We start from the raw sequence: 24811 nt of genomic DNA on the forward strand, positions 1-24811 counted from the left end.
GTTGTTAATTCTGACAATTATAAACCTAAAGCATCAAAATCAATGCCTCCGGAAAGTAATACTAGTAGTTCCTTAATTTCTTCAGACTTTTGATGCTCGTCTAATTTGTCGTAAGCAATAATTAAGTTTCTTAATACTCTTTTTACTATTTCCTCATTGTTACAAGGCTGGTAAAAACTTTCTTTTGGTGTGAGGTTAAGATTAGCCACATAATTATCTATGTCTTTTTTGGAGAAAATCAATCCTCTGTTGAAAGCATTTATATAAAATTGCAATTCCTCCGTTTTGTAAGTGATAATAAACAAATTAGGTAGATTGACACCCTTAACAGGTAATCCCAGCTTTTCGGCAACTAATATGTAAATGACGGACAAAGTAATAGGGTTTCCCTTTTTACTCTCCAGAACAGATTTAATTAATGAATTATTGGGCGAGTGGAAATTTTTGGTGTTGGCACGGAACTTTAGCTTGGAAAATAAAGAACCATTGATAATTTTGATTTGGTCATACGGATGTAGATCCGGCTTTAAATCTACCCAGATATCATAATATATTTGCTCTATTTGCTTGTTCAGTTCTTCCAGTTCAGTATCAGGATATTGATAGGTAGATACAATCCACATACCCTCCAGTAAATCAGAAGCGCCTTTGTCTTTCCATTTGACAAGCCTTTCCTTGAGCAGATCAAATTGTAGTACATGAATCATATCCTCCAACTTACGCTGAATTTCGGGATCAAAACTATTCTCCCATTGTTCTTCAAGGTAAGGAATGATTTCACTGCCCAGAGACATTATTTTCTCTTCCACATGGCGGTTTACTTCCGCATCCTCGTCATCGAGAAGAGAAACCAGGGCTTTAAATTCTTTTTTATCTATATCAATCATAATTGCAGATATCAGGTTTGAATTACACCTACATTGAATGGTTTTTCGATAGGGGCGTGGTTAGCTGCTTCTATTCCCATCGAAATTACTTTTCTTGTTTCCAATGGATCAATGATCCCATCCACCCATAGCCGGGCAGCCGCATAGTAAGGGGAAAGTTCCTCGTTATATTTATCTGTGATCTCAGCAAGCATTTTCTTTTCTTCTTCTTCGGTGATTTCTTTTTCCCCTTTGGCTTTCAACGTGGCTACTTTTATCTGGAGCAATACCTTGGCCGCAGCAGCTCCACTCATTACTGCAATTTGAGCACTTGGCCATGCATAAATTAGCCTTGGATCATAGGCTTTTCCGCACATAGCGTAATTTCCTGCTCCATAGGAATTACCTGTAATGATGGTAAATTTAGGCACCACCGAATTGGCCATTGCATTCACCATTTTAGCTCCATCTTTAATAATGCCTCCATGTTCGGATTTGCTACCCACCATAAAACCACTTACATCCTGTAGAAATAGTAAGGGGATTTTTCTTTGGTTACAGTTCATAATAAAGCGTGCCGCTTTGTCTGCTGAGTCGGAATAAATCACCCCACCCATTTGCATTTCGCCTTTTTTGGTTTTTACCACTTTGCGCTGATTGGCAATGATACCCACTGCCCATCCATCTATTCTGGCTGTTGCACATATAAGTGATTTTCCGTAAAGTGCCTTGTATTCATCATATTCAGAATTATCTACCAGACGTTCAATAATCTCTTTGGTATCGTAAGGTTTTACTCTGTCATGAGGTAATATGCCATATATTTCCTTTTCATCCTTAGCCGGTTTTGCCGGCTCAGCGCGATCGAATCCTGCTTTTTCGTAAGAGCCTATCTTATTAAATATTTTTCTAATAGCATCTAAACATTCTTCGTCAGTTTCATATTTATTGTCTGTAACACCAGAGATTTCACAATGCGTGGAAGCTCCTCCTAAAGTTTCGTTATCTATATTTTCACCAATGGCAGCTTTTACAAGGTAAGAACCCGCAAGGAAAATGGATCCTGTTTCATTTACAATCATGGCCTCATCTGCCATAATAGGAAGATAAGCTCCTCCTGCCACACAACTGCCCATGATAGCAGCTACCTGGATAATACCCATGGAAGACATCTTGGCATTATTCCGGAACTGTCGTCCGAAATGTTCTTTATCAGGGAAAATTTCATTTTGCATGGGAAGGAAAACACCGGCACTATCTACCAGGTAAATAATGGGCAACCGATTTTCCATGGCTATTTCCTGAGCTCTCAGGTTCTTTTTTGCAGTCATGGGAAACCATGCTCCTGCTTTTACTGTGGCATCATTGGCCACTACCATCACTTGCCTGCCTTCAACGTAACCAATGCCGGTAACTACACCAGCTGATGGGCAGCCACCCACTTCTTCATACATCCCTTCTGCAGTAAAAGCACCTACCTCCAGAAATTCGGCATCTTTATCCAATAAATAATTAATTCTTTCACGGGCAGTTAATTTCCCTTTTTTATGTTGAGAAGCGATTTTTTTTTCTCCACCACCTAAATAAACTTTCTCCAGTTTATATTTTAGTTGGTCTATTGATTGTTTGTTAAGGTCTTCGTTTTTGTTGAATGCAATATCCATGTAGCTTTTTAAAATGTGTTTTTATGAAAATCAGAATTTCAAGTTACGTTAAACTTTATTCGCAGATCAATCGGTTCAATCTTTTTTATCCTTATCCTTTTTACCAAATAGTGAAAAATGAACATATTTCTTTGGCTGTTGTTCTACATCAATCAGTAATTTGTCCAGGTCTTCCAATGTTTTGTTTAAAGTGTTGTAAAGCGAATCGTCATTCAACAATTTGTCAATAGTGCCTTCACCATCTTGCATTGAAGCTATTACAGCATTGACGTTTGTTAATGTAGTATCTATTCTCTTCACTACTCTTCCTACTTCCAGGGCATTGATGGAATCTGCTATGCCATTTACTTTTGCTAATATGGAAGATAATCCCTCTTTTTCATCGGCTAAGGTTCCTGAAATTTTCTTGAAATCATCAATGAGTGCCCGAATAGTGGCTTCTTTTTTGGAAACATTTGCTAAAGCATCAGTAGTGGTTTTCACATCAGTTAAAATGCCATTAATTAATTGTTCGTTGTTGTCAATGTTGGCAAGAATACCATTGAGGTGTTTTCCAACTGAATCCAGGGTTTGTAGCACGGGGTAAGCTTGTTCTTGTATTTGGGAAGTTAACGATTGTTTGACAGATCCATTTATCTGGTTGTCTTCACTTACTACTTCAGTCACATTTCCTCTGTTTAGTACAATTGTTTGTGAACCCAATAGGTCTGTATGCAAAATTGCCTCTGACTCTTTACCTAAAGTAATGTCCTCACGAACTTCAAAATAAACTTTTACTTTATTTTCCTGATCTTGTAATATCTCTATATCACTTACTCTTCCCACGGATAACCCACTGAGCAACACAGGATTGGATTCCGTCAGGCCATTTATTTCTTCATAAATAGCATAATACTCATTAGTGGGATTAAAAAAATCGACTCCTTTTAAATAATTAAATCCCAGATAAAACACTACCAGGGATGTAATGGCCAATATGGCGATTTTAACTTCTTTTGCTATTTTCAAAATTTTATAATTTAGTTCATTGATTCAATTTCTACTTTATAATCTCTAATGGCCCTGAAAATACCAGACGCAATATAGGTCTGTCCCAGATCATCATTCAGGTATCTTTCTTCCTTTGGATTACTTAAAAAGCCAGTTTCTATTAGTACACTTGGCATGGAGCTTTTATATAAAACTACAAACCCAGCTTGTTTAACGCCTCTGCTATGTCGGCCCACCCGCTTTTGAAATTGATACTCAACTTTTTCCGCAAGGTTCAAACTATTCGAAAGATATGCATTTTGGTATAAAGAAAATAATATATGTGAGGCCGGATCATTAGGGTCGAAGCCTTCATATTTTTCTTCATAGTTTTCTTCCATCAATATCACCGAATTTTCACGTTTTGCCACATTAAGATTGGTTTCCGATTTATGTAAACCCATAACCCAGGTTTCTGTTCCATAAACTTTATTACTATAATCCACGGCATTACAATGAATTGAAATAAAGAGGTCGGCACCATTTTTGTTTGCGATGTTAGCACGTTCATCCAGTTCAATAAATTCATCATTAGTTCTAGTATAAATGACTTTTACATCCGGCAAATATTCTTTTATAATAGTACCTAGTTCCAAAGCAATATTTAAGGCAACATCTTTTTCTTTTGACACTACACCACTGGTGCCACCATCTTTGCCACCATGCCCGGCATCTATTACTACACGGTCTACTTTGTATGAAGGTTTGTTTAGATTTGTGAAAGAGCCGAGCACTGTCAAAAAAGTAAGTAGAGAAAGGATGACAATATTTTTCACAATCTTTCGGTTGTTAAATTTGAATAGTATAATTTTACACAAAGTTGTAAAATTTTCAACAAATCGGAAAAATCCAACAAAGAATTTGAGGCGGTATATATTAATTTTATTCATCTTTTTCATTCCTTTTTTATCTGTTTCACAGGAAGTGGATACTGTATCCCAAAAGAATGACAATGCTTCTCCTGTCACTACTAACGATACTATACGCACAGAGGTTGATTCAGTACAACTTTTATCGGACTCTGCCCAAGCTAATGTTGTTGACACAACTAAAACTACCCGAAAGGGAGATATACAAACTACTGTCAATTATAAGGCCAAAGATTCTGTAAACTTCAACTTAAAAACACAGGATATTATTATGTACAATACTGCCCATGTGGATTATGGTGACATTGAACTTGATGCGGATAAGATTAAAGTAAATTACGAGTCAAAAATATTGGATGCCCAGGGTTTGGCCGATACATTGGGTACAGTAAGAGGGAAACCTATTTTTACAGATAAGGGGCAAGTTTATCAAACAGAAGAAATCACCTATAATTTCGATACAAAGAAAGCGATTATAAAAGGAGTGATTACCCAACAAGGTGAGGCTTTTATGCATTCCGAGTGGATCAAGAAAAATGAAAAAGATGAATTATTTGGTGAACATGCGTTATATACCACATGTAATTTAGAACATCCTCATTTTGGTATTTCAGCCAACAAAATCAAAATGATCCCCAATGACAAGATTTTAATAGGTCCTTTCAATCTGGAAATTAGTGAAATACCAACTCCCCTTTTATTGCCTTTTGGTTTGTTTCCTATGCCTAATACCAAAACTTCAGGCATACTTTTCCCCACCTATGGCGAGGAAAACAGGCGAGGGTTTTTCCTGAGGGACGGAGGTTATTATTGGGCAATGAGTGAATATGTTGATATGGCTTTGAGAGGTGAGATTTACTCGAAGGGAAGCTATGGTTTGTCATTGGCATCCAATTATAAAAAGAGATATTCCTACAATGGGAATTTAAATATACGTTTTAACCAACAAAGAATAGGAGAGACCGAGGCCGATTCAGCTATAGCAAGGGATTTCTGGGTACAATGGTCTCACCGACCGGAATCAAAAGGAACTGGTAGGTTTTCCGCTTCTGTTAATGGTGGTACTTCATCCTTTAATTCAAATAATCCAACTGCGGATTACCAACAACAAGTTAATGCCAACTTTACCTCTAATATATCCTATTCCAATGTAATTCAGGGGACGCCATTCAACTATGCAGTTAGTGCCAGGCATAATCAAAATGTTATCACCAATGAAATAGATATTTTACTACCTGAAGTCGCATTGAACATGAACCGGCAATACCCTTTTAAGCAACTTAATGTAAAAGGGCTAAACTGGGTTCAGAAATTAAATTATTCTTACAACTTTACCTCTACCAATCGTATTACCAATAATATTGGTAGAGTAGGACCCGAGGCCACTGAAGATAGTATTGCACCCTTTAATATGGAAACTTTACCATATCTATTGGAAAGAGCCAATAATGGTGGTAGACACAAAATTCCTGTTTCTACTTCTTTTAACTTACTTAAATTTATTACAGCCAGTCCTAATTTTAGCTATGAAGACATTTGGTATTTAAAGGAATTGAATCACAGATACAGTGACTCTTTAAAAACAGTTGTAATTGATACAATAAACCAATTTTCAAGAGCTGGTTCTTATAGTGCCGGTATAGGTTTTACCACCAGGTTATATGGAACAATTTATCCCTCTAAAGGAGCAGTGAAAGCTGTAAGGCATATCATGACACCATCAGTAAATCTGTCCTGGCGCCCGGATTTTGGTGAGGAACAATATGGTATATACAAAGAGGTACAAACAGATTCTTTGGGCAATACAAGGATTTTTTCTAAGTATGAAGGTTTTGTCTACGGAAGCCCAGGAAGAGGTAAATCAGGAACTATTAGTCTTTCATTGGCAAATACTATAGAAATGAAAGTAAAGAAGAAAAATGATACTTCTGACACTCCTCAAAAGGTGAAGATATTTGATAACCTTTCTTTTAGCACCAGTTATAATGTTATTGCAGATTCTTTTAGGTTGGCACCCATTAATATTAATGCCAGGACAAATTTATTTAATGGAAAGCTGGATGTAAACCTGCAAACAACTATCAATCCCTATCTGGTTATTTTGGATAGTGTAACTACAGAAGCAAAAGGGGCAATGGAGTATCATCAAAGAAGAGTAGATACATATGCGTGGGAAGCAGGGCAAGGGATAGGCAAGCTCACCAATGCTGTACTTTCATTATCTACCAACTTAAATCCCAAAGGGAAGAAAAGTGATGATGCAAATAGAAACAGTTTAGAAGGCAGAGCAAGAGAGGCAGGAGCTACTGAAGACCAGGTGCAGGCTATAGCAAACAATCCGGATATGTATGTTGATTTTAGTGTGCCATGGAATTTACGGGTACGTTACAACATTCGATGGAGTAGAATAGGATTTGAAGAACCTACCATCACCCAAACAGCAAATTTTAGCGGAGATGTCAATTTCACTGAAAAATGGAAAGTAGGATTTACCTCAGGGTATGATTTTGAGAAAAACGATTTTACCCAGACCTCATTTAATATTTTCAGGGATTTACATTGCTGGCAGATTAACGCCAACTGGACACCTTTTGGAAGGTTTCAATCATTTAGTGTGGATATTGGTGTGAAAGCTTCCATACTGCAGGATTTAAAATTGAACAGGCGCAGAAGCTGGTTCGATAATTAAAAACTGGATTGTGTGCTGGTTTTTATGAGAGGAATATTCTTGCAAGAGGCTACTCTCGATAAATACCTGAAAGTTTCCCAACCAAATAAAATCCCGACTTACCGGGACAAGTTTTGCTCGGAGAGAGCGGGAGGGAGGACAAAACAGCGGGCCAGCGTTGGGACAAGCGTAGAAGCATTGTTTTGTTCCCGAGTATCGGGACAAATAGAAAATAAAATTTGGAAATGAAATGTTAGAAACTCAATATAACACCTCGCTTTTTGATGAAAACCCTAATTTTTGAGATTTTTCATTATTAAAATGCTTTCGGAAAGCGCTTTATAAAATCCACAGAGATGAATTTTATTTCAAAATCATTTTCATGAGGACCCGCAAGAAACGCCATTTGAAGTTCTGAATCGTGGATACAATCTTTTCAACTGTGTTAATATTCCCTTAATTTATTCACAAATTGAGAACCAACTCTACCGCGCTTCATATCATTATAAGCAATGGTAAAACTTTCGGTTACATCTTCTATGCTGGTGGGACCTGCCAAATGAGGAGTGACAATGCATCCCGAATGATGCCATAAGGGTGAGTTGTGAGAGAGCGGTTCTTCATTGAATACGTCTAAAATAGCTTTTCGGATATTGTGATTTGATAAGGCAGTGATCAAATCGGTTTCTTTGATTGTGCCGGCTCGTCCAATGTTCACCAACATACAGTTTCTGAGATTCTCAAAAAAATCTTTATCCAATAGATTAATAGTTTTTGCTGTAAGGGGAAGGGTATTGATAATAATGGAATTATCTGGAATGCCTACCTTTTTCAAATCGTCCCACTTATAACATTGATCAAATACTGAAGCATGGCTACTACCGGAATTAACTCCTGTTACATTAGTGGTCAAAGGATTAAATAGCTTAGCTATTTCTGTTCCCACATAGCCCGTACCTAATATATATACATTTTGTTGAAAGAGATACCTTTGCTTTGGTGTGCTCCATTTTTTATTCTGCTGGTTTTCATGGATTGTTAACAATTGCTTTAAATCTTCCAACACAAAGGCCAAGCAATATTCAGCCATTCTTTTGCCCATTTTGCCAGTTGTTTTGGAAAGGTGACAATTTTCCTTGATGGGTAACTTTAGAAATGAATCTACACCAGCGCCAAAGGAGTGAATCCATTTTAAATGAGAAATATTATGACCTTCTAAAAAATTAAAACCTGCTACAAAATCAGCTTCAGGCAATATTTCCGCAATTTCATCAGGATTATTGGTTTGCAGGCATTTGATTTCCTTATAATTCTTGTCTATAAAACCCTTGAATTCCTTTGATAATTTCCCGCTTGTTAAAAGTGTTTTCTTATTCAAGATTGAAATCGTATTTGTTAACTATTGATCTTACTAGTTAATACCTAGCTTGTAGAGTCTAATCTTTATTATCCTTTCGCAACCAAATTCCTGAAATTTGCTGGAGCTACTAATTCAAATTTCAGTTTCTTACCGGTAACAGGATGGATCATCTCTATCATGCTGGCATGTAAAGCCACTCTACCTAATGGGTTTTTTCTGGCTTTGTATTTCTTGTCGCCTGTTATTGGATGTCCGTAATGCTGCATCTGTACCCGGATTTGGTTTTTGAAACCTGATTCCAGGGTGAATTCCAACATGGAGAAGGCATTGCTTTGTTTCACTACTTTAAAATGTGTAATGGTTTCAGTTGCGCCTTCAGGACTGTCAACTACAAATACCTGATTGTTTTTATTGGACATCAGATAGTTTTTTAAAGTATCTTCTTCTTTCTTTACTTTTCCTTCCACTACGCCCATGTATTTTCTATCAGTGATATAAGTTTCCCACGATTCCTGTAGTTTTTGTTGTACTTCAGATGTTTTGGCAAAAATTAGAATCCCTGAAACTTCCCTTTCCAAACGGTGTACGACATGCACTTTTACCTTAGAATCCACTTTTTCCATATGATCTTTCAAGATCTGAATGGCAGTTTTTTTCTTCTCTTTTAAGGAAGCTACTGATAATAATCCCTCGGCTTTTTCTATCACGATGAGATACTCATCTTCAAAAATAATATTGAGGTGACTTAACTTCACTTTTTTTGCAGGCTTGTTCCAATTTACAGTAACTTCATCCCCCTTCTTTAGCGGATGGTTGAACTGGGTGGTAGGCTGGTTGTTTACTTTTATTTGCCCCCCACTTAAAATGGATTTTAGAATAGGTCTTTTTTTATGAGGGAAATGTGTAATGATAAATTTCAATAATTCATTTTCTTCCGTAATGGTGATTGTTTCATTTAGTTGATTGGAGGGACTATTCTGCTTTTCCATGGAGGCATTTTGATTATAAAGATAATGTGAATAAGTACGGAAACAAACAAAGGTGGTTCAACGGGAACCACCTTTGTAAAAATATAGAATGATTAGATAGCTTTGCTCACTTTGAAGAGCGGACTATCAGTTGTTTATTTTAGTCAATCCCATTGAACAATCTATTCCAACGGATTTTATCCAAACTAAATAATGGTTTGGCAGGATCCATGCTCATCCAAATGAACATAGCTTTTCCAACCACATGATCATGAGGAACGAAACCCCAGTACCTGCTATCCCATGAATTGTGCCGATTGTCACCCATCATAAAAAAGTAGTCCTGGCTGAAAGTGTATTCATTCACTTGTTTTCCATCAATGAATAATTGATCATCTTTGATTTTCACATCTTTCAGGTGTTCATAATAGCGTAGAACATCTCCGTATAATATTAAATTATCGTGGTTGATGGGTATAGTTTGTCCTTCAGAAGGAACGTATATAGGTCCGTAGAAATCCTTGTTCCACTGTGTTTCCGGAGTTTTGGGGAAAGTTGATGATTCTACAACCGCACTGTCAGTAGTGATAATCTCCCCATCTCTAACCGTGGGAGAGAAGATTATTTCATCTATAAAAGGCAAGGCTTTCATTTTTTCAATTTCCCTTGGATGGGCGTGAACGCTATAGCCACCATATCCAGGTTGATAATTCTTGTCCCATATTTTATATTCTTCAAATACCCTGTCCCTGATGGTTTGATCAGTTTTAATAAAATAGCTAAATTCCACATCTTCCGGAACGAAAGCTTCTTCACCATTTACATAAAGCACAGCCGATTCAATGTTCAATGTGTCTCCTGGTATACCTACACATCTTTTGATATAATATTCTCTCAAATCGAGCGGGTATTGTAGTTCTTCCGGGTAGTTGAATACCACTGCATCATTTCTTTTTACTTCACTAAACCCCGGGAATCTGAATTGGGGTAGTTGGATCCAATCCAAATAAGAAGGTACATTTTCAGTTCCGTAAAACCTGCGATGTGTTAAAGGTAACTGAAGTGGAGTGATAGGGGTTCGGGATCCATAATGAAGCTTGCTTACAAATAGATAATCCCCCACTAGCAAAGTACCTTCCATAGAAGGTGTAGGAATTACAAATGCTTCCAAGGTAGCCCAGCGAATAAGTGTAGCAGCTATTACTGCAAATACTATGGCATCTATCCATTCCCGTGCTTTGGATTTGGGCTTGGCAGGTTTTTTCTTTTTATTGAAAAACGGTATTTTCATGTTGTTATATTTAATTATGTATGACGGTTTTCTATTCTTATAACTTTAGAAAATCATCAATTTTAACCACTCCTTTTTGAGCAGGCAACCATTCCGCCACCAGCACAGCACCTTGTACAAAGCCGTCTCTACTATAAGCTTCATGTTCTATACTTATCTGGTCTACTTCCGATTGATAAGTAACCTTGTGTGTACCAGGGATTTCTCCAATTCTTTCAGAAACAATGGGCAATTCACCGGAATTTTCTGTTTTTTGGTTTGTCCAGCTTTTGATGTTCTTGTTTTCTGCAATAATACCCTCGGCCAAAGTAATAGCTGTTCCGCTTGGAGCATCTTTTTTATGAGTATGATGCACTTCCACCATTGAAGGAGAGTATTGATCATGCTGTTGCATTATTTTAGCCAGGAACCTATTTACTTTAAAAAATAAATTCACGCCAATACTGAAATTGGATGCGTATAAAAAGGTACCATTGTTTTTCTTGCAAATTTGTTCAATTTCAGGCTTTCTGTCCAACCATCCGGTTGTGCCTGAAAGTATGGGTAAATTGTTTTCCAGACAACATTTAATATTTTCAAAAGCTGAATCAGGATGAGTAAATTCAATGGCCACATCGGCTTGTTGCGTAAGAATGGGAGTAATGGAATCCTGTACATCCACAATGGCTACAATGCTATGACCACGTTGGATTGCATAAGCTTCTATGGCTTGTCCCATTTTTCCATGACCTATCAATAATATTTTCATATTTACCAGATGATTTTTATTATTTAAATCTCAGACTAAAGGTTAATCCGGCTTGCATGTTGTTATAAGGAGATCTGTGAAGAGTGGGTTCCACTTTAATACTTAAATCCGGGTTGATATTAAATTCTCTTAAATGGGCATCTACAGTGGCATCCACTATATTGAGCACATAAAACAGACCGGCCAAAATAATCCAATAATCCCTGTCTCGTTTAAATCGTTCCACTCTTCTTTCAATAGATTCTGTAGTCAAACCTCTATCGTAAAATCTTTGTAACTCTATATCATTAGTTGGATTTCCGTCCACAATATTGATATATGCATTTCTAAAAAGCATGAAATTTTGATGATTGGATTTTATTTGAAAAGCTGCAAACACTCCCAATGAATAAACGATAGGGATTTTCCAATATTTTTCATTATAAAACTGACCTAGTCCCGGGATGGCAGCTGAATACATCGCTGCCAATCTGGGGGAATGTTCAGGTTCCAACTCTCTAAAAGTTTCAATGTCTTCTTCGGAGGTAACTACTGTTTCAGAATTGTCCAATATCATAACAGAGTCTTCTTCCTGGCCGAATAGGGGCAAGGTATAGCAACTAGAAAAGAGAATTAAAAGAAAAATACAACGCATATTTAGAGATCAACTTCTAACAAATCCAAAATACGATTGAGGTCGTCTTTTGATAAAAAAGGAATCTTAATTTCACCTTTATTTTGTCCGTCAATTTTCAATCCAACTTTAGTGCCAAAATGTGAGGATAATTTATTCTGTACATTTTTAGCTTCATATGGCATCTCTTTTTTAGCCGGACTTTCTTTTTCAGTAGTTTTACCAGTTACTATATCGCGTACTAAGGCTTCTACTTTGCGCACAGATAGGTCTTCATTGATTGTTTTTTTGAAAACATCCAATTGCTTATCTACATCCTCAATATTGATGATGGCACGGGCATGGCCCATACTTATTTTTTTCTCTTTTAGTGCTAACTGAATATCAGGTGGTAACTTCAATAAACGGAGATAATTATTTACCGTGGTCCTGTTTTTACCAACTCTATCTCCTAACTGTTCCTGTTTTAAATTACATTCCGTTAATAGCCTTTGATAACTGATTGCAATTTCCATAGCATTCAGGTTTTCCCGCTGAATGTTTTCTATTAAGGCCATTTCCAGCATCTGCTGGTCATTGGCTAGTCTTACATAGGCTGGAATTTTTTTAAGGCCAGCCAACTTGGAAGCCTGGGTTCTTCTTTCCCCGGAAATTAACTGATAACTGTCATCACTTAGCTTCCTTACTGTTATAGGCTGAATGATACCCTGAACTTTAATGGATTCTGCCAATTCTTCCAGCGCTTCTTTGTCAAAATGACTTCTGGGCTGAAAAGGATTGACTTCAATTTGACTGATGAGAATTTCATTAATACCTGCTGCACTTTCTACATCAGATATATTTCTCTCAAGATCAGAAGATTTATTTGATGTTTCTGAGTCTTGTAAAAGAGCGCTTAAGCCTCTTCCTAATGCTTTTCTGGGTTTCTTTGCCGCCATCCGCTATTTTCCTAATCCGTTTTTGTTAATAATTTCCTTTGCCAGGTTCAGATAACTGATTGCTCCTTTGCTTTCTGCATCATGCACAATGGCAGGAAGTCCGAAACTTGGCGATTCACTTAACTTGATATTCCTTGGTATCAATGTATTAAATACCATTTTACTAAAATGCTGCTTAACTTCATCCACTACCTGATTGGAAAGATTCAACCTCACATCGTACATAGTCAGTAAAATACCCTCTATTTCCAAATTGGTATTGAGCCGTGTTTGAATAATTTTTATGGTATTAAGCAATTTGCCTAATCCTTCCAAAGCAAAGTATTCGCACTGTACAGGTATTATGACTGAATCGGCTGCTGTTAAGGCATTGATCGTAATAAGACCTAACGAAGGAGAACAATCAATTATGATAAAATCGTATTTTTTTCGCACTTTTTTTAATGCTTCCCTCATACGGTTTTCCCTGTCTTTAATGCTCACCATTTCAACCTCGGCACCCACTAAATTAATGTGGGAGGGTAGGATATGCAGATAATCCAGATCTGTTTCAATAATGATATCTTGTGCATCTACTTCATCTACCATGCATTCATAGATGCTACTTTCAATTTCTTTTGGGTTAAAACCGATACCGGAAGTTGAATTGGCTTGAGGATCGGCATCCACAATTAATGTTTTGTACTCTAATGCAGCTAAACTGGCAGCCAAATTAATGGCGGAAGTAGTTTTACCCACTCCTCCTTTTTGATTAGCAATTGCTATAACTTTGCCCATGCTATATATATGTTTGTTTTAACCCTAAATATGAATTATACACATCGTTTTTGAGATTTAATGCACTATGCAGATGTTTCTCAAAAACCAAAACCCCGGAGTGCCGGGATTTTTAGCGAACCACAAAGATAAAATTTTTAATGAGAAATTGAATGGAATTTTAGAATGCTTTTGGGATGGTTACATAAAGTCCACATCTACATTTAACGGATACTTCATTAAATATTGTACAGCTTCTTCCATAGTGATCTTTTCAAACAATACCCTGTGCAGGATCTCGGTAATTGGGGCTCTGATTTTGAAGCTATCTGCAATTTTTTTACAAATCCGGATAGTGTTCACCCCTTCAGCTACTTCTTGCATATCACCCAATATGCTATCTAAATTTTCTCCTTTGGCTAATCTGTTACCTACTGTAAAGTTCCTACTTAGGGTTGAAGTGGATGTAGCAACTAAGTCTCCTATGCCTGCTAAGCCAATGAAAGATTCTGTTTTTCCTCCCATGGCCCGGCCAAGGTAGATCATTTCCACCATGCCACGACTGATGAGCAAAGCCCGAGCGTTTTCTCCCAATTCCATTCCACTCAAAGCTCCGGAAGCAATAGCAATAATGTTTTTTAAAACACCACATAATTCAATTCCTGTAAGATCAGGATTGCCATATACCTGAAATCTGTCACTTCTTAAAAGCTGTTGTCCTATTTGAATAACCTCATTGAAATGACTGGCAATTACTGTAGCAGCAGGTAACCCTTGCGCAATTTCCCTTGCCAGATTAGGACCTGCCAAACAACCTATTCGCACTACCATACTTTCATCCATAATGACTTCGCTCATGGTTTTGATATGGTGTCTTTCTAAAGTCTCCATGTCCACCAGGGTTTTTCCTTTCGGAAGATTTAGATCTAAACCTTTGGTAGCATGAATTAAAATGTGATAAGGGTGTAGGAAAGGGGAAAGGGTTTGCATCATTTCCCTAAAATTGGCAGAAGGTATTACAGGGAATATAACCTCACACTTTTCAGCCAATTGCTGCATGTCATTAATTGCATGTACATTATCATGCATTTTGTATTTATTCCAACTTTTGGCTGTGTTAATGGCATCTACTACTTCTATATTTCTGGCGTATATAAGTACTTTATTGTTTTCCGCCAACAAATTGGCCACTGCAAGGCCAAAGCTACCTGCACCAATAACACCGATAGGCTTTCTAAACATATTTTTCAAGGCCATATCCGTCTAATCTGTTTCTGTAAAAATATAATAAGTTCATATCCATGGTAGTGATATCCCCCGACTTGGTTTTAATCAGAGGTCTTTTGGAATGATACATTCCTACATTATAAAGACCATGTTCAATGATGTTGTCAATAGGTTCATGCATATGTTCTGCTACAGACATTTTATCTTCTTCCACTCGTTCAAGAATCTTGTCTTTCAAATCCTTACATACCTTTCTAAACTCATTGTAAGAAATAATTATATCCTCGTCAGGCAATCGCAATAATGAAAATAAGTCCAATTTTTTATTTCTTTTTCTAAGCATTTCAAATGCAGCGAAAGCTACCAAATGGCTGGAAAATACTCTCGCAATTTTACAGTATTGGGTCACAATTTTACCTGCCAGCATTCTGGTATATTCCTCTTCCCGTTGTTTGTCTACAGTAATGTTTTCCTGAAAAGTAAAGTAATCCTGCACCTGCAATTTACGGTTGTATTTGTCAATACTGTTACCTTCGTTGTCTACATTATTGCCTAGCACATCCATTGGTTGACCAATTGATACTGAAATATTAGAACCCTTGGTAAAGAACTTGAATAAAAAAGTAATGATCTTATAGGAAGAGGAAAACTCATCATTCTCAACATAGTACCTCTCCTGTCCTTGTTTTTCAAGGTATTGATGGATAAGGCTGGGAGCTTCCAACACAAAGTGATAGTTCAAACTGACAGGTACCACAAAAATTTTCTCTGCTTTATCTCCTTTTTCCTGAAAATTAATTCTTTGTGCTTCTATAGCTGTGCCTAACAAACCTAATTTCAATTCTCTCTCAATTTTGCCACTTCTTGCCCTTGTGCCACCCGGGAAAAACAAACTTTGGGCACCTTTTTTAAGTGCCAGGGTAGAATAGGCCTTCAAAGTTTCCAGATAGATAATGTTCTTCTTCCTTCGGTCCACCTTGTAGGCACCCAGGCTATTCATGAAATAGGAAATGATACTAATATTAAATAAATTTAAACCTGCTCCATAAATAACAGGTGGCAAACCTAAGGTATAAATTACCCATCCTATTAATATGGAGTCCAAATTACTGGAATGTGTGGGTACAATAACAATTGTACCTTTTTTGGCCATTTCCCTAAGTTTTTCCACCTCACCATTGATTTGGATTTTATCATTCATGGTGAGTCGATCGCTCCAAAAGGAACCAAATTTTTTGATTCGAGCTGCATTGAGTAATCTGTTGAAACCAAAAGTAGCAATGGCCCTTGCAAACCGATAATGACTGGTATTGAAATTACCAGCTATTTCGGAGGCATATCTGTGGATAATTTCCTTAAGGATCAGGTCTACTTCTTCACTATTTTTGTTTTTTGACTGCGATATGTCCAGAAGCTTGCTTTTAACACCACTCCAAAAAGCGTTGTCATCATCAGGATCTACTTTCCATGAATTTTCACGTATACGGGCTTTTTCTTTAAAAAGGGTTGTTTCCAACTCCTCAATAAGGGCAGTCTTGTTTCTGGTAATGCTTTTGATCCTTTCAAAGGCAGCATCGCTTACATCCTGAACAAATTGTTTGCGGTTTCTACTAATTTGCACCACTGGCCATTCTCTTGGCCCGGGTAAAATGGGTTCATATTTTCTTTTGTTCCTGTAGCGACCTAACTTCATATAATTATCTTAAGCTAAAGCCTGTTTTAGATCCATTCTCAAATCTTCAATGTCTTCAATTCCTACACTTAGTCGGATCAATGAATCTGATAAGCCTACTTTGTCTCTTTCTGCTTTAGGAATACTGGCGTGAGTCATGCTGGCAGGGTGACCGCTTAATGATTCCACTCCGCCTAAAGATTCGGCTAATGTGAATAAGTTAAATTTTTTCAATACTTCAACAGCAGCCGCTTCTGTATTTTCTTTAAGGGAGAAAGCAATCATTCCGCCAAAGTCATGCATTTGTTGGGAAGCAATATGATGATTTGGGTGTTCTTTAAATCCTGGCCAGAATACCTTGTCCACTTTAGGATGGCTTTTTAGGAAATTGGCTATGCTGGAACCATTTTCACAGTGCCTTTGCATGCGTAAATGCAAAGTTTTGATTCCTCTTAACACCAGGAAGCAATCCTGAGGACCGGGCACTGCGCCACTTGCATTTTGGATAAAATATAGTTTTTCGGCTAATTCTTTATTGCTTGTGGCCAAAGCACCCATCACTACATCTGAGTGACCTGCAATGTATTTTGTCACACTGTGCATTACCAAATCAGCCCCTAAATCTAATGGGTTCTGTAAATAAGGAGTTGAGAATGTATTGTCCACGCACAATAAAGTACCATGCGCTTTTGCAATTTTGGCTGCTCCCTTTATATCAATGATATTCATCATTGGATTGGTAGGTGTTTCTATCCAAATCAATTTTGTTTTTTCAGTAATGTGCTTCTCCAGTTCATCAATATTCTCCATGTTAATGAAGTGAAAGTGGATGCCAAAACCCTGAAATATCTTAGTGAATATTCTATAGGATCCACCATAAAGGTCGTTGGTACTGATGACTTCATCACCGGGCTTTAGTGTTTTCAATACTGCATCAATAGCAGCCAATCCTGAGCCAAAACAAAGACCAAAATCCGCATTTTCCAAAGATGCAATACTTTTTTCCAGAGCAGTTCTGGTAGGGTTTCCTGATCTGCTGTACTCGAAGCCTTTATGTTGGCCGGGTGCGCTCTGTACATAGGTAGATGTTTGATAAATCGGAGTCATTATAGCTCCGGTGGTAGGATCAGGCTCTACTCCTGCGTGTATTGCTTTAGTACCAAAACGATAATCTTTTGATTTGCTCATAATATGTTTCTTTTATTTAAATTATGACTTATCGGAATTCGAATTTTGAAATGTACTCTTTATTTTACTTTGAACAGCATCCTTCTCATCATATTTTGGAGATAACGATGGCTGTCCTGGGAAGTTTTCCATGTGCAATGTTTGAGTTGGGAAAGCAAATTGAATGCCCAGGTTCTTAGCTAACTTCATAATGCTCAATAAAATATTTTCTTTATGTTCCAACTCTTCCCCCCATGTTGGCACTTCTAAAAATATATAAAACATAATGTCCAGTGAATAGGCGGACATGTTATTGAAGTAAATATTATAAAAATCTTTTCTGGTTTTAGGATGTTCCTCAACAATTCTTTTCAGCCCTTCTGTAAAGGCTTCAATTAAATGTGTGGGTGTGTCATAAGTAATAGTGATAGTAGTGTAGAACCTTCTGTACTGTCTCAACCCATGATTATCCACTGACATATCGGCTAACTTTCCGTTAGGTACTGTAATCAGCGAGTTTCTGAAAGTCCTCACCCTTGTGGATCTAAAACCTACTTCCTCCACAGTTCCATCTATATCCCCAGCTGTAATCCAATCTCCAATTTGAAAAGGTTTGTCAAACAGGATCATCAACGACCCGAAGAAATTTTTAATAGTGTCTTGTGCAGCCAGGGCAAATGCCAATCCTCCTATTGAAATACCGGCCAATAGTGCTGTAATATCAAATCGTAACTTGCTTAGGATAAACAGGAAACCAACAATTAATACAAATATTTTCAGTACGCGTTTGACGATCGGCACAATTTGATCGTCCATAGTACTTTCTGTTTTCTCAGCCACTTTCATCATGTATTCGCCTATAATGTCTATCAGCTTATACACTACCATTGTTCCAAATAAAGGTACCATGGCATTCAGTAGCAGGATTAAATAATAGTTGACAAAAATGGGTAATTGTAATACAGGCACAAAAATGATTAGCAGGCCGACAACAATGGCCAAACTAAATGGTCGTGCTACAGGAATTATATAATCACGAGCAACTCTTTTGTATCCTCTTTTATTAAGTAATTGATATATTAACCGATCAAAAATAAAGGTTAGCAGTTTATGAATCAATATGCATAAAATGATGAGGATAAGGATGCTAATATGTTGCCATGCATGGAGTCCCAGAAATTTCTGATGCCCTAATTTGGGCAGAATATTCATCAGCTTATCCGTACCAAAAGGATACACACTTTGATGCATTTCAGGGATTCTTTCTATCGTACGGCTACTGAAATACCATTTACCCTGGTGCTTTTCAAGGTAAACATCGGGCAATTCAATTGCAGAAAGTACAAGTCTTTGTTTGTTTGAGCTGGTATCAGTATAGTTTGGATCCTGGGGGAGTTCCTCAAGATCAATCATGATGCCTGTTCCATCAATTATTTGCTTCAACTGTACAATAAGTTTTTCCTCGTCTTTATTTTTCACAAAAGCCGGGTGTAAGGTTTTTGCGGCAACCGAAGGATGAAAATTTTCTTCCTGAAGGTAGGTGAGAAAAGTGGTTACAGTAGCTTTTGGTGTTTGCAAGCTATAGGTTAGCTTATCTGTTTCCGCTTCACTTTCCTGCTGAGCATAAAGGCTTATACAGGATGAAAAAGAAATTAGTATGAAAAGTAAAAGACGCATTATTGTTAAAAGTTAAATCTCAGAATACTGAAAGTATTACCATGGCATTTGTAAATATGAATTAAGTCGTCATTCCCATAATAAATCATTGCCACTTTATTTCCACTTTCAATAGGTTGCTTATTAATTAAGGTGCCCTCTTTAGTGTATATATAAGTAAATTCCTGAATTCTATCAGTAATGGCAATTAGCTCTTTCTCTGAAGCAAATTGATAATACTGAATATCCATTTCTTCCCGACTCAGGTAATCCTTGTCAAATAACAGTTCGCTATTTGCATTTAAAAGACTTATTCTATTAAGATCCTGCCTTGCCAGGAGGTAGGTTCGATTAGTTGCATCCGGAATTATTTTGAATATAGTTTCCTTTGTTGGCATATATAGCTGGGATTTCTCCTCCATTTGGCCAGTAAAACTTAATTTCACTAATTCTCCTCCATTTGTTAAAGTGACCAGATAACTCTTGTCAAAACTATTACCCACCTCAAAGAACAGATTGTCCGACAAACGGTCATCAATTTTAACAGGGAAATTAGGTTTCATTTCCCCGCTTCTACTCATCACATTTACAGTGCCATTTTCCTGAAGAATTACCATAAAATCCTTGCTTCTGATCCTGATGTGCTCCGGAATGGAAGCTATTTTGTCACCCAGTTTCATGGGACTCCAATCTCCCAGGGTTTTTCCATACTTATCTGTCATGTAAATATTCCCTTGCTCAGTAGCAGTGATCAAGCGGTAATTCTTGCTTTTATCATAATCAATTATATTGAAGAACAAGATGTTTTCTTCTATACCCAGATCAATAGGGTAATTTTCCAAAGCAATACCATTTCTGTCAAAAACATGTATTTTATCTTTGGTGGCAAAGGCATATTGTAATTTATTGTTTTTATAAAAGTCTATTTGAAATACTTCACTGATGATCTGATCATCCAGCGGCTCTGTCCAAAGAATTTCACCCTTATTGGAGATGAGGTGTATGTTATTGGCAGAATCCTGGAGAATGGTTTCATACAATCCATTATCATGATTTTTAACTACGTAAGGCTTGCTTGTGATTGGAGCAGGAAGGGTTGTTGAGTTAACCACATCAAAATGATCTAAATCAGAAGCGATTTCCTGCTCGTAATGATTGAGTTCAATGTTAGTGTAGAATTTACCTGCTTCATTACTGAACTGAATGGCGATCAATTCCAGGTTCTTTAAAGGGTATTCATTTTCTTTAAAGAAAGTGGCCCAATTATCCTTCAATGCAGGCATCAACATAGGCCATGCTTGTACACTGTTGATAATGATGCTAAGGTTGGATTCCTGTAAAGTGGTTTCCAGAAATTGATTTTGTTTGATTGATTTTCCCCATGTGCTCTCAGTTTCAATGTCCATCACAAGGGTTTTAATGGTTTGGATATTGTTGCTTAGGACAATGAAGTTGTTGAAAACAGTGTAAAAGGTATTTTGAAAACCTTCAAAATTGGGTCCCAACAGCCAATAAGGAAACTCATCAATGGCTAGTTCCCTGATTTCCTTTTCTGCATAAAATTCATAGTAAAGGGTGTCACCGTTGAATTTAGCAGCTTCTTCCGCTAGTTTATTGAATTTATTAAGGCCCTCATTTTTATCATTTAGTTTAATATAAATCAGTTTGTCTGATTCCTCTTTTGATGAATTATTATTTAACATTGCCAGGGCATTCTCACCACTCATAAACTGATAAAACTCTCTAAAATCAACCGGATATTTATCAGCAATGGAATTTTGCTTTTTTTGGAAATCTGTTTCTTTTTGATTCCAGAATTGAAGAGTTTCCCTGTACCATCGTGCCGGATCGGCAAACCTTTCGTGCACTAGCAAGGCTGTTCTGGCAGGTAAAAGATTTTCTAAAGTAATATCTCCGCCTTTTTGATTTTCGTAAATTTTTAAATAGGCATTGGAGTCATTCAGAAAAGTATATCCATTAAAATAAAGTTGGTTTTCATCAAAAACAAAATCCATAAATGTAGCTCCGGAAAAATTATCGATGATTTGAAGAAAATGATTGTTGGCTTCATCGCTAAAAACTTTGAAAAACCAACTCCACCTGTTAAAATTGATGAATAGGTTACCAGCGTCATTTTGAAATTTGGCTATCTTAAAGCTGGATTCATTCTTCTCACGAAATCCCGGCTCCTGTTTGCTGATTTTCCTGATCACATCTTCTACCAATACAGGAGAAAAGCTTCCGACAAAATTTCCTTTCAGAAATAAGTAGCTGAATACTACCTGATTGGAATTGTTTTTTAATTCTGTGATGGTGAAATTATCAAACTTCCTTTCGGATTTTTTGAGCTGGGGAATATTTTCTTCAATATTTTCAACTAATCTAATTTGTGCAGTAGTATTTAAAGATTGATAAAAAACAAAGTCAAAATCATCCTTTGAAGTTACGTGCATGGAGATTAGTAGGGCATTGTCCCTGAACAGTTCATCCAAAGCACCTTTTGCACCTGTAAGACTGTCAAGACTTTCAAAATTGCTTTTTATTATTTTAAACTGTTCAATATTTTGTAAGTCTTCCCATATAGGGTTGGTTTGTACAGAATTCCAACTTCTTATCAGGTTATTGTTTTCATAAACTAATAGCGCATTCTCCGGCACTAGCGCCCATACTTCCATTGATTTCTGTTTGTTCCAGAAATAATAAACTCCATAAGCACTGGTCAGGATCAGGATAAGAATAAAAAGTATTGTTAAAATTCGTTTCAAGGTATGTTTTGCGGTTTTTTGAAGTTTGTTGCAAATATAGAATTTATTCAAAAGCTATTAAGGATGATTTGCTTTTAATATTTTAAACTAAAGTGATTTCTATTCCTTTTTCTTCCAGGGCATTCAGAAATTTTTGAGGTAAATCCTTATTGGTGATAATTTGATCCACATCTTCCAGATCACAAATTTTACCAAATCCTTTTTTACCAAATTTACTGGAATCGGCTAAAACAATAGTTTTTTGAACTGATCTAATCATTTTGGCATTTAGATGGGCTTCCATCATATTTGAGGTAGTAAATCCATGCTCCAGGCTAATGCCGTCTACACTTAAAAAAAGCTTACTACAGGCAAAACTCTCCATCATTTCTTCTGCATAATGGCCTACTACTGATGAACTGCTTTTTCTTACTACGCCTCCTAACTGCACTATCTCGATTTCCCTTGAGTCCATTAATGCCATGGTAACGTTCATTGCAGAGGTCAAAACTGTAAGCCTCGCATTTTTTGGAATGGCCTGTGCAAAAGCGCTCACTGTTGTTCCAGACCCAATGATGATGGCATCCTGATCTTTTATAAGGCCTGCGGCAGCCTTTGCGATCAATTTTTTTTCTTCTACATTAAACCATTCCTTTTCATATACAGGTTTATCGTTTACGTAAGGAGAAACTAAGGTGGCACTTCCATGGGACCTAAAGAGCAAGCCTTTATCTTCCAGTAGCTTGAGGTCTTTTCGAATAGTTACCTTGGTGACTTCAAGGTTGTCGCTCAGGTCTGTCACGCTTACAAAACCTGCTTTATTCAATTGATCTAGTATGTATTTATGTCTTTCAGCTATAGTCATGATATTCAAAACTAATCAAATGAAAAGAAAAAGCAACAATTAGAAGTAAAAAGAAAGTATAAAATTATTTAAAAATCAATAAATACTTTCATTTTGTTTCCTTTTGTTATACTTTTGATTCAAACGATGCGAAATGAATAGGAAAGACAATCTAAAGAAAGCTGCTGAAAAAAATGTTCTCTGGGACATTGCTGTCATAGGTGGGGGCTCGTCTGGCTTGGGTGTGGCATTGGATGCCTTATCCAGAGGATTAAAAGTAATTCTTTTAGAGAAAGCTGATTTTGCGAAAGGAACTAGCAGCAGGAGTACTAAATTGGTACATGGGGGAGTGCGCTATTTGGCTCAGGGAAACATAATTTTAGTTTTGGAAGCATTGAAGGAAAGAGGCCGACTACTGAAAAATGCACCTCACTTAGCACATGATCAGCCTTTTATTATTCCTATTTATACTTTCTTTGATCGTTTAAAATATACAATTGGCCTAAAGTTATATGATGTGATGGCTGGCAAGTTACGTTTAGGGAGATCAAAGTTTATTTCCAAAGAAGAAACCATTAAACGACTTCCAACACTAAGGCAAGATAAACTCAAGGGTGGTGTAGTTTACCATGATGGCCAGTTTGATGATGCCCGATTGGCCCTTAATGTTGCTCAGACTTGTGAAGCCATGGGAGGGGTGATGTTGAATTATGTGAAAGTAGCTCACCTGAATAAAGACGCATCAGGCCAGGTAAATGGTGTACATGCAACTGATCAGCTTTCTAAAAAAGCTTTTAAGATAAATGCAAAAATGGTAGTAAATGCCACAGGTGTTTTTGCTGATAAAATATTGAAGATGGACAATCCTGAAGCCAGAAAGATGATTCAGCCCAGTCAGGGAATCCATTTAGTGTTGGATAGTTCATTCATGTCAAAAAATGATGCTTTGATGATTCCGAAAACCAGTGATGGGCGCGTTTTATTTGCGGTACCATGGCATGATAAACTGGTAGTGGGAACCACCGATACTTTAAGAAAAAAGCCTAAACTGGAACCAGCTGCATTGGAAAGAGAAATTGATTTTGTATTGGATACAGCTGCGGCTTATTTAACAAAAGCCCCTACACGCAAGGATATATTATCAGTATATGCAGGCTTACGGCCTTTGGCGGCACCGGATGATGAGGGCGAAAAGACGAAAGAGATTTCCAGAAGTCATAAAGTACTTATTTCAACTAGCAAGCTGGTTACTTTAACAGGCGGTAAATGGACTACTTTTAGGAAAATGGGGGAGGATACTGTTGCTTTTTTCAGTAAAGTTACTGGTGAGCCATTAAAAGAAAGCCAATCTGCCACACAAAAAATATATGCTTATTCTACTGAAAAGGCCAAAAGCTATTTAAGTATTTATGGATCGGATTTAGGGGAGATAGATAAGCTTTGGAAAGAAAGTATTGAAATGTCTGAGAGGCTTCATCCCAGTTATCCTTATACAAAAGCAGAAGTAGTATGGGCTGTAAGAAACGAAATGGCTATGAAAGTGGAAGACGTGCTTGCAAGAAGGATCAGAATACTATTCCTCGATGCAAGGGCGGCAGCTCAAATGGCACCCGTAGTTGCAGAAATAATGGCAAAAGAATTAGAGAAAGATCAGTTGTGGATTGACAAGCAATTGGCAGATTTTAATAAATTAGCCCAGCGATATATTATTAAAGAGTAATATTTGACATT

General features: G+C 37.0%; 19 protein-coding genes. 2 read left to right on the forward strand and 17 right to left on the reverse strand.

All coding sequences use genetic code 11. The annotated features are described in order from the left end of the window. Window positions 1-17: 17 nt before the first annotated feature. The 4 genes from JKA74_RS06715 to JKA74_RS06730 form a co-directional block, all read right to left on the reverse strand. Entirely contained in the window at window positions 18-887 is an 870-nt protein-coding gene (locus tag JKA74_RS06715) for a transglutaminase-like domain-containing protein (protein ID WP_201430393.1), read from the reverse strand. Between the two features lie 11 nt (window positions 888-898). Further along, window positions 899-2530 (reverse strand): acyl-CoA carboxylase subunit beta, encoded by a 1632-nt coding sequence (locus JKA74_RS06720; protein ID WP_201430394.1) that lies wholly within the window; start codon window positions 2528-2530, stop codon window positions 899-901. Window positions 2531-2605: 75 nt separating this feature from the next. Further along, window positions 2606-3538 carry an MlaD family protein gene (locus JKA74_RS06725; RefSeq protein WP_201430395.1) on the reverse strand — a complete coding sequence of 311 codons (933 nt, stop codon included), beginning with the start codon at window positions 3536-3538 and terminating at the stop codon, window positions 2606-2608. A gap of 11 nt (window positions 3539-3549) precedes the next feature. Then, window positions 3550-4335, reverse strand: coding sequence for an N-acetylmuramoyl-L-alanine amidase family protein (locus JKA74_RS06730; RefSeq protein WP_201430396.1), 786 nt, complete (start codon window positions 4333-4335; stop codon window positions 3550-3552). A gap of 85 nt (window positions 4336-4420) precedes the next feature. On the opposite strand from JKA74_RS06730, the gene JKA74_RS06735 reads away from it, so the two are divergent. Continuing rightward, window positions 4421-7117 carry a putative LPS assembly protein LptD gene (locus JKA74_RS06735; RefSeq protein ID WP_201430397.1) on the forward strand — a complete coding sequence of 899 codons (2697 nt, stop codon included), beginning with the start codon at window positions 4421-4423 and terminating at the stop codon, window positions 7115-7117. Between the two features lie 424 nt (window positions 7118-7541). On the opposite strand, the gene JKA74_RS06740 is transcribed toward JKA74_RS06735, so the two are convergent. From JKA74_RS06740 to JKA74_RS06800, 13 genes are all read right to left on the reverse strand, one after another. Then, entirely contained in the window at window positions 7542-8474 is a 933-nt protein-coding gene (locus JKA74_RS06740; RefSeq protein WP_201430398.1) for an NAD(P)-dependent oxidoreductase, read from the reverse strand. Between the two features lie 68 nt (window positions 8475-8542). Then, window positions 8543-9445, reverse strand: a complete 903-nt coding sequence (locus tag JKA74_RS06745; RefSeq protein ID WP_201430399.1) for an RluA family pseudouridine synthase — start codon at window positions 9443-9445, stop codon at window positions 8543-8545. 139 nt (window positions 9446-9584) lie between these two features. Beyond that, the gene (gene lepB / locus JKA74_RS06750) at window positions 9585-10715 is read right to left on the reverse strand and encodes a signal peptidase I (protein ID WP_201430400.1); all 1131 of its coding nucleotides are present in this window, start codon (window positions 10713-10715) and stop codon (window positions 9585-9587) included. Between the two features lie 37 nt (window positions 10716-10752). Further along, window positions 10753-11463, reverse strand: a complete 711-nt coding sequence (gene dapB / locus JKA74_RS06755) for a 4-hydroxy-tetrahydrodipicolinate reductase (protein WP_201430401.1) — start codon at window positions 11461-11463, stop codon at window positions 10753-10755. A gap of 19 nt (window positions 11464-11482) precedes the next feature. Then, entirely contained in the window at window positions 11483-12097 is a 615-nt protein-coding gene (locus JKA74_RS06760; RefSeq protein WP_201430402.1) for a DUF5683 domain-containing protein, read from the reverse strand. Window positions 12098-12099: 2 nt separating this feature from the next. Beyond that, window positions 12100-13014, reverse strand: coding sequence for a ParB/RepB/Spo0J family partition protein (locus tag JKA74_RS06765; RefSeq protein WP_201430403.1), 915 nt, complete (start codon window positions 13012-13014; stop codon window positions 12100-12102). A 3-nt stretch (window positions 13015-13017) separates the two neighbouring features. Beyond that, window positions 13018-13791, reverse strand: coding sequence for a ParA family protein (locus tag JKA74_RS06770; RefSeq protein ID WP_201430404.1), 774 nt, complete (start codon window positions 13789-13791; stop codon window positions 13018-13020). A gap of 180 nt (window positions 13792-13971) precedes the next feature. Continuing rightward, window positions 13972-15012, reverse strand: coding sequence for an NAD(P)H-dependent glycerol-3-phosphate dehydrogenase (locus tag JKA74_RS06775; protein WP_407659041.1), 1041 nt, complete (start codon window positions 15010-15012; stop codon window positions 13972-13974). Next, window positions 15005-16690 (reverse strand): 1-acyl-sn-glycerol-3-phosphate acyltransferase, encoded by a 1686-nt coding sequence (locus tag JKA74_RS06780; RefSeq protein ID WP_201430406.1) that lies wholly within the window; start codon window positions 16688-16690, stop codon window positions 15005-15007. The genes JKA74_RS06775 and JKA74_RS06780 overlap by 8 nt, the downstream gene beginning before the upstream one ends. Window positions 16691-16699: 9 nt before the next feature. Further along, entirely contained in the window at window positions 16700-17857 is a 1158-nt protein-coding gene (locus JKA74_RS06785; protein WP_201430407.1) for a cystathionine gamma-synthase, read from the reverse strand. A 21-nt stretch (window positions 17858-17878) separates the two neighbouring features. After that, a complete protein-coding gene (locus JKA74_RS06790) occupies window positions 17879-19513 on the reverse strand; it encodes a mechanosensitive ion channel family protein (protein ID WP_236587578.1) in 1635 nt (544 codons plus the stop codon). Between the two features lie 5 nt (window positions 19514-19518). Beyond that, window positions 19519-22257 carry a hypothetical protein gene (locus JKA74_RS06795; protein ID WP_201430408.1) on the reverse strand — a complete coding sequence of 913 codons (2739 nt, stop codon included), beginning with the start codon at window positions 22255-22257 and terminating at the stop codon, window positions 19519-19521. Between the two features lie 82 nt (window positions 22258-22339). Beyond that, window positions 22340-23101: a DeoR/GlpR family DNA-binding transcription regulator gene (locus JKA74_RS06800; RefSeq protein ID WP_201430409.1), complete on the reverse strand. Its 762-nt coding sequence runs from the start codon at window positions 23099-23101 to the stop codon at window positions 22340-22342. Between the two features lie 133 nt (window positions 23102-23234). Between JKA74_RS06800 and JKA74_RS06805 the strand changes: the two genes are divergently transcribed. Next, window positions 23235-24800 (forward strand): glycerol-3-phosphate dehydrogenase/oxidase, encoded by a 1566-nt coding sequence (locus JKA74_RS06805; RefSeq protein WP_201430410.1) that lies wholly within the window; start codon window positions 23235-23237, stop codon window positions 24798-24800. Window positions 24801-24811 lie beyond the last annotated feature (11 nt).

Source organism: Marivirga aurantiaca, assembly GCF_016679925.1.
Classification (GTDB): domain Bacteria; phylum Bacteroidota; class Bacteroidia; order Cytophagales; family Cyclobacteriaceae; genus Marivirga; species Marivirga aurantiaca.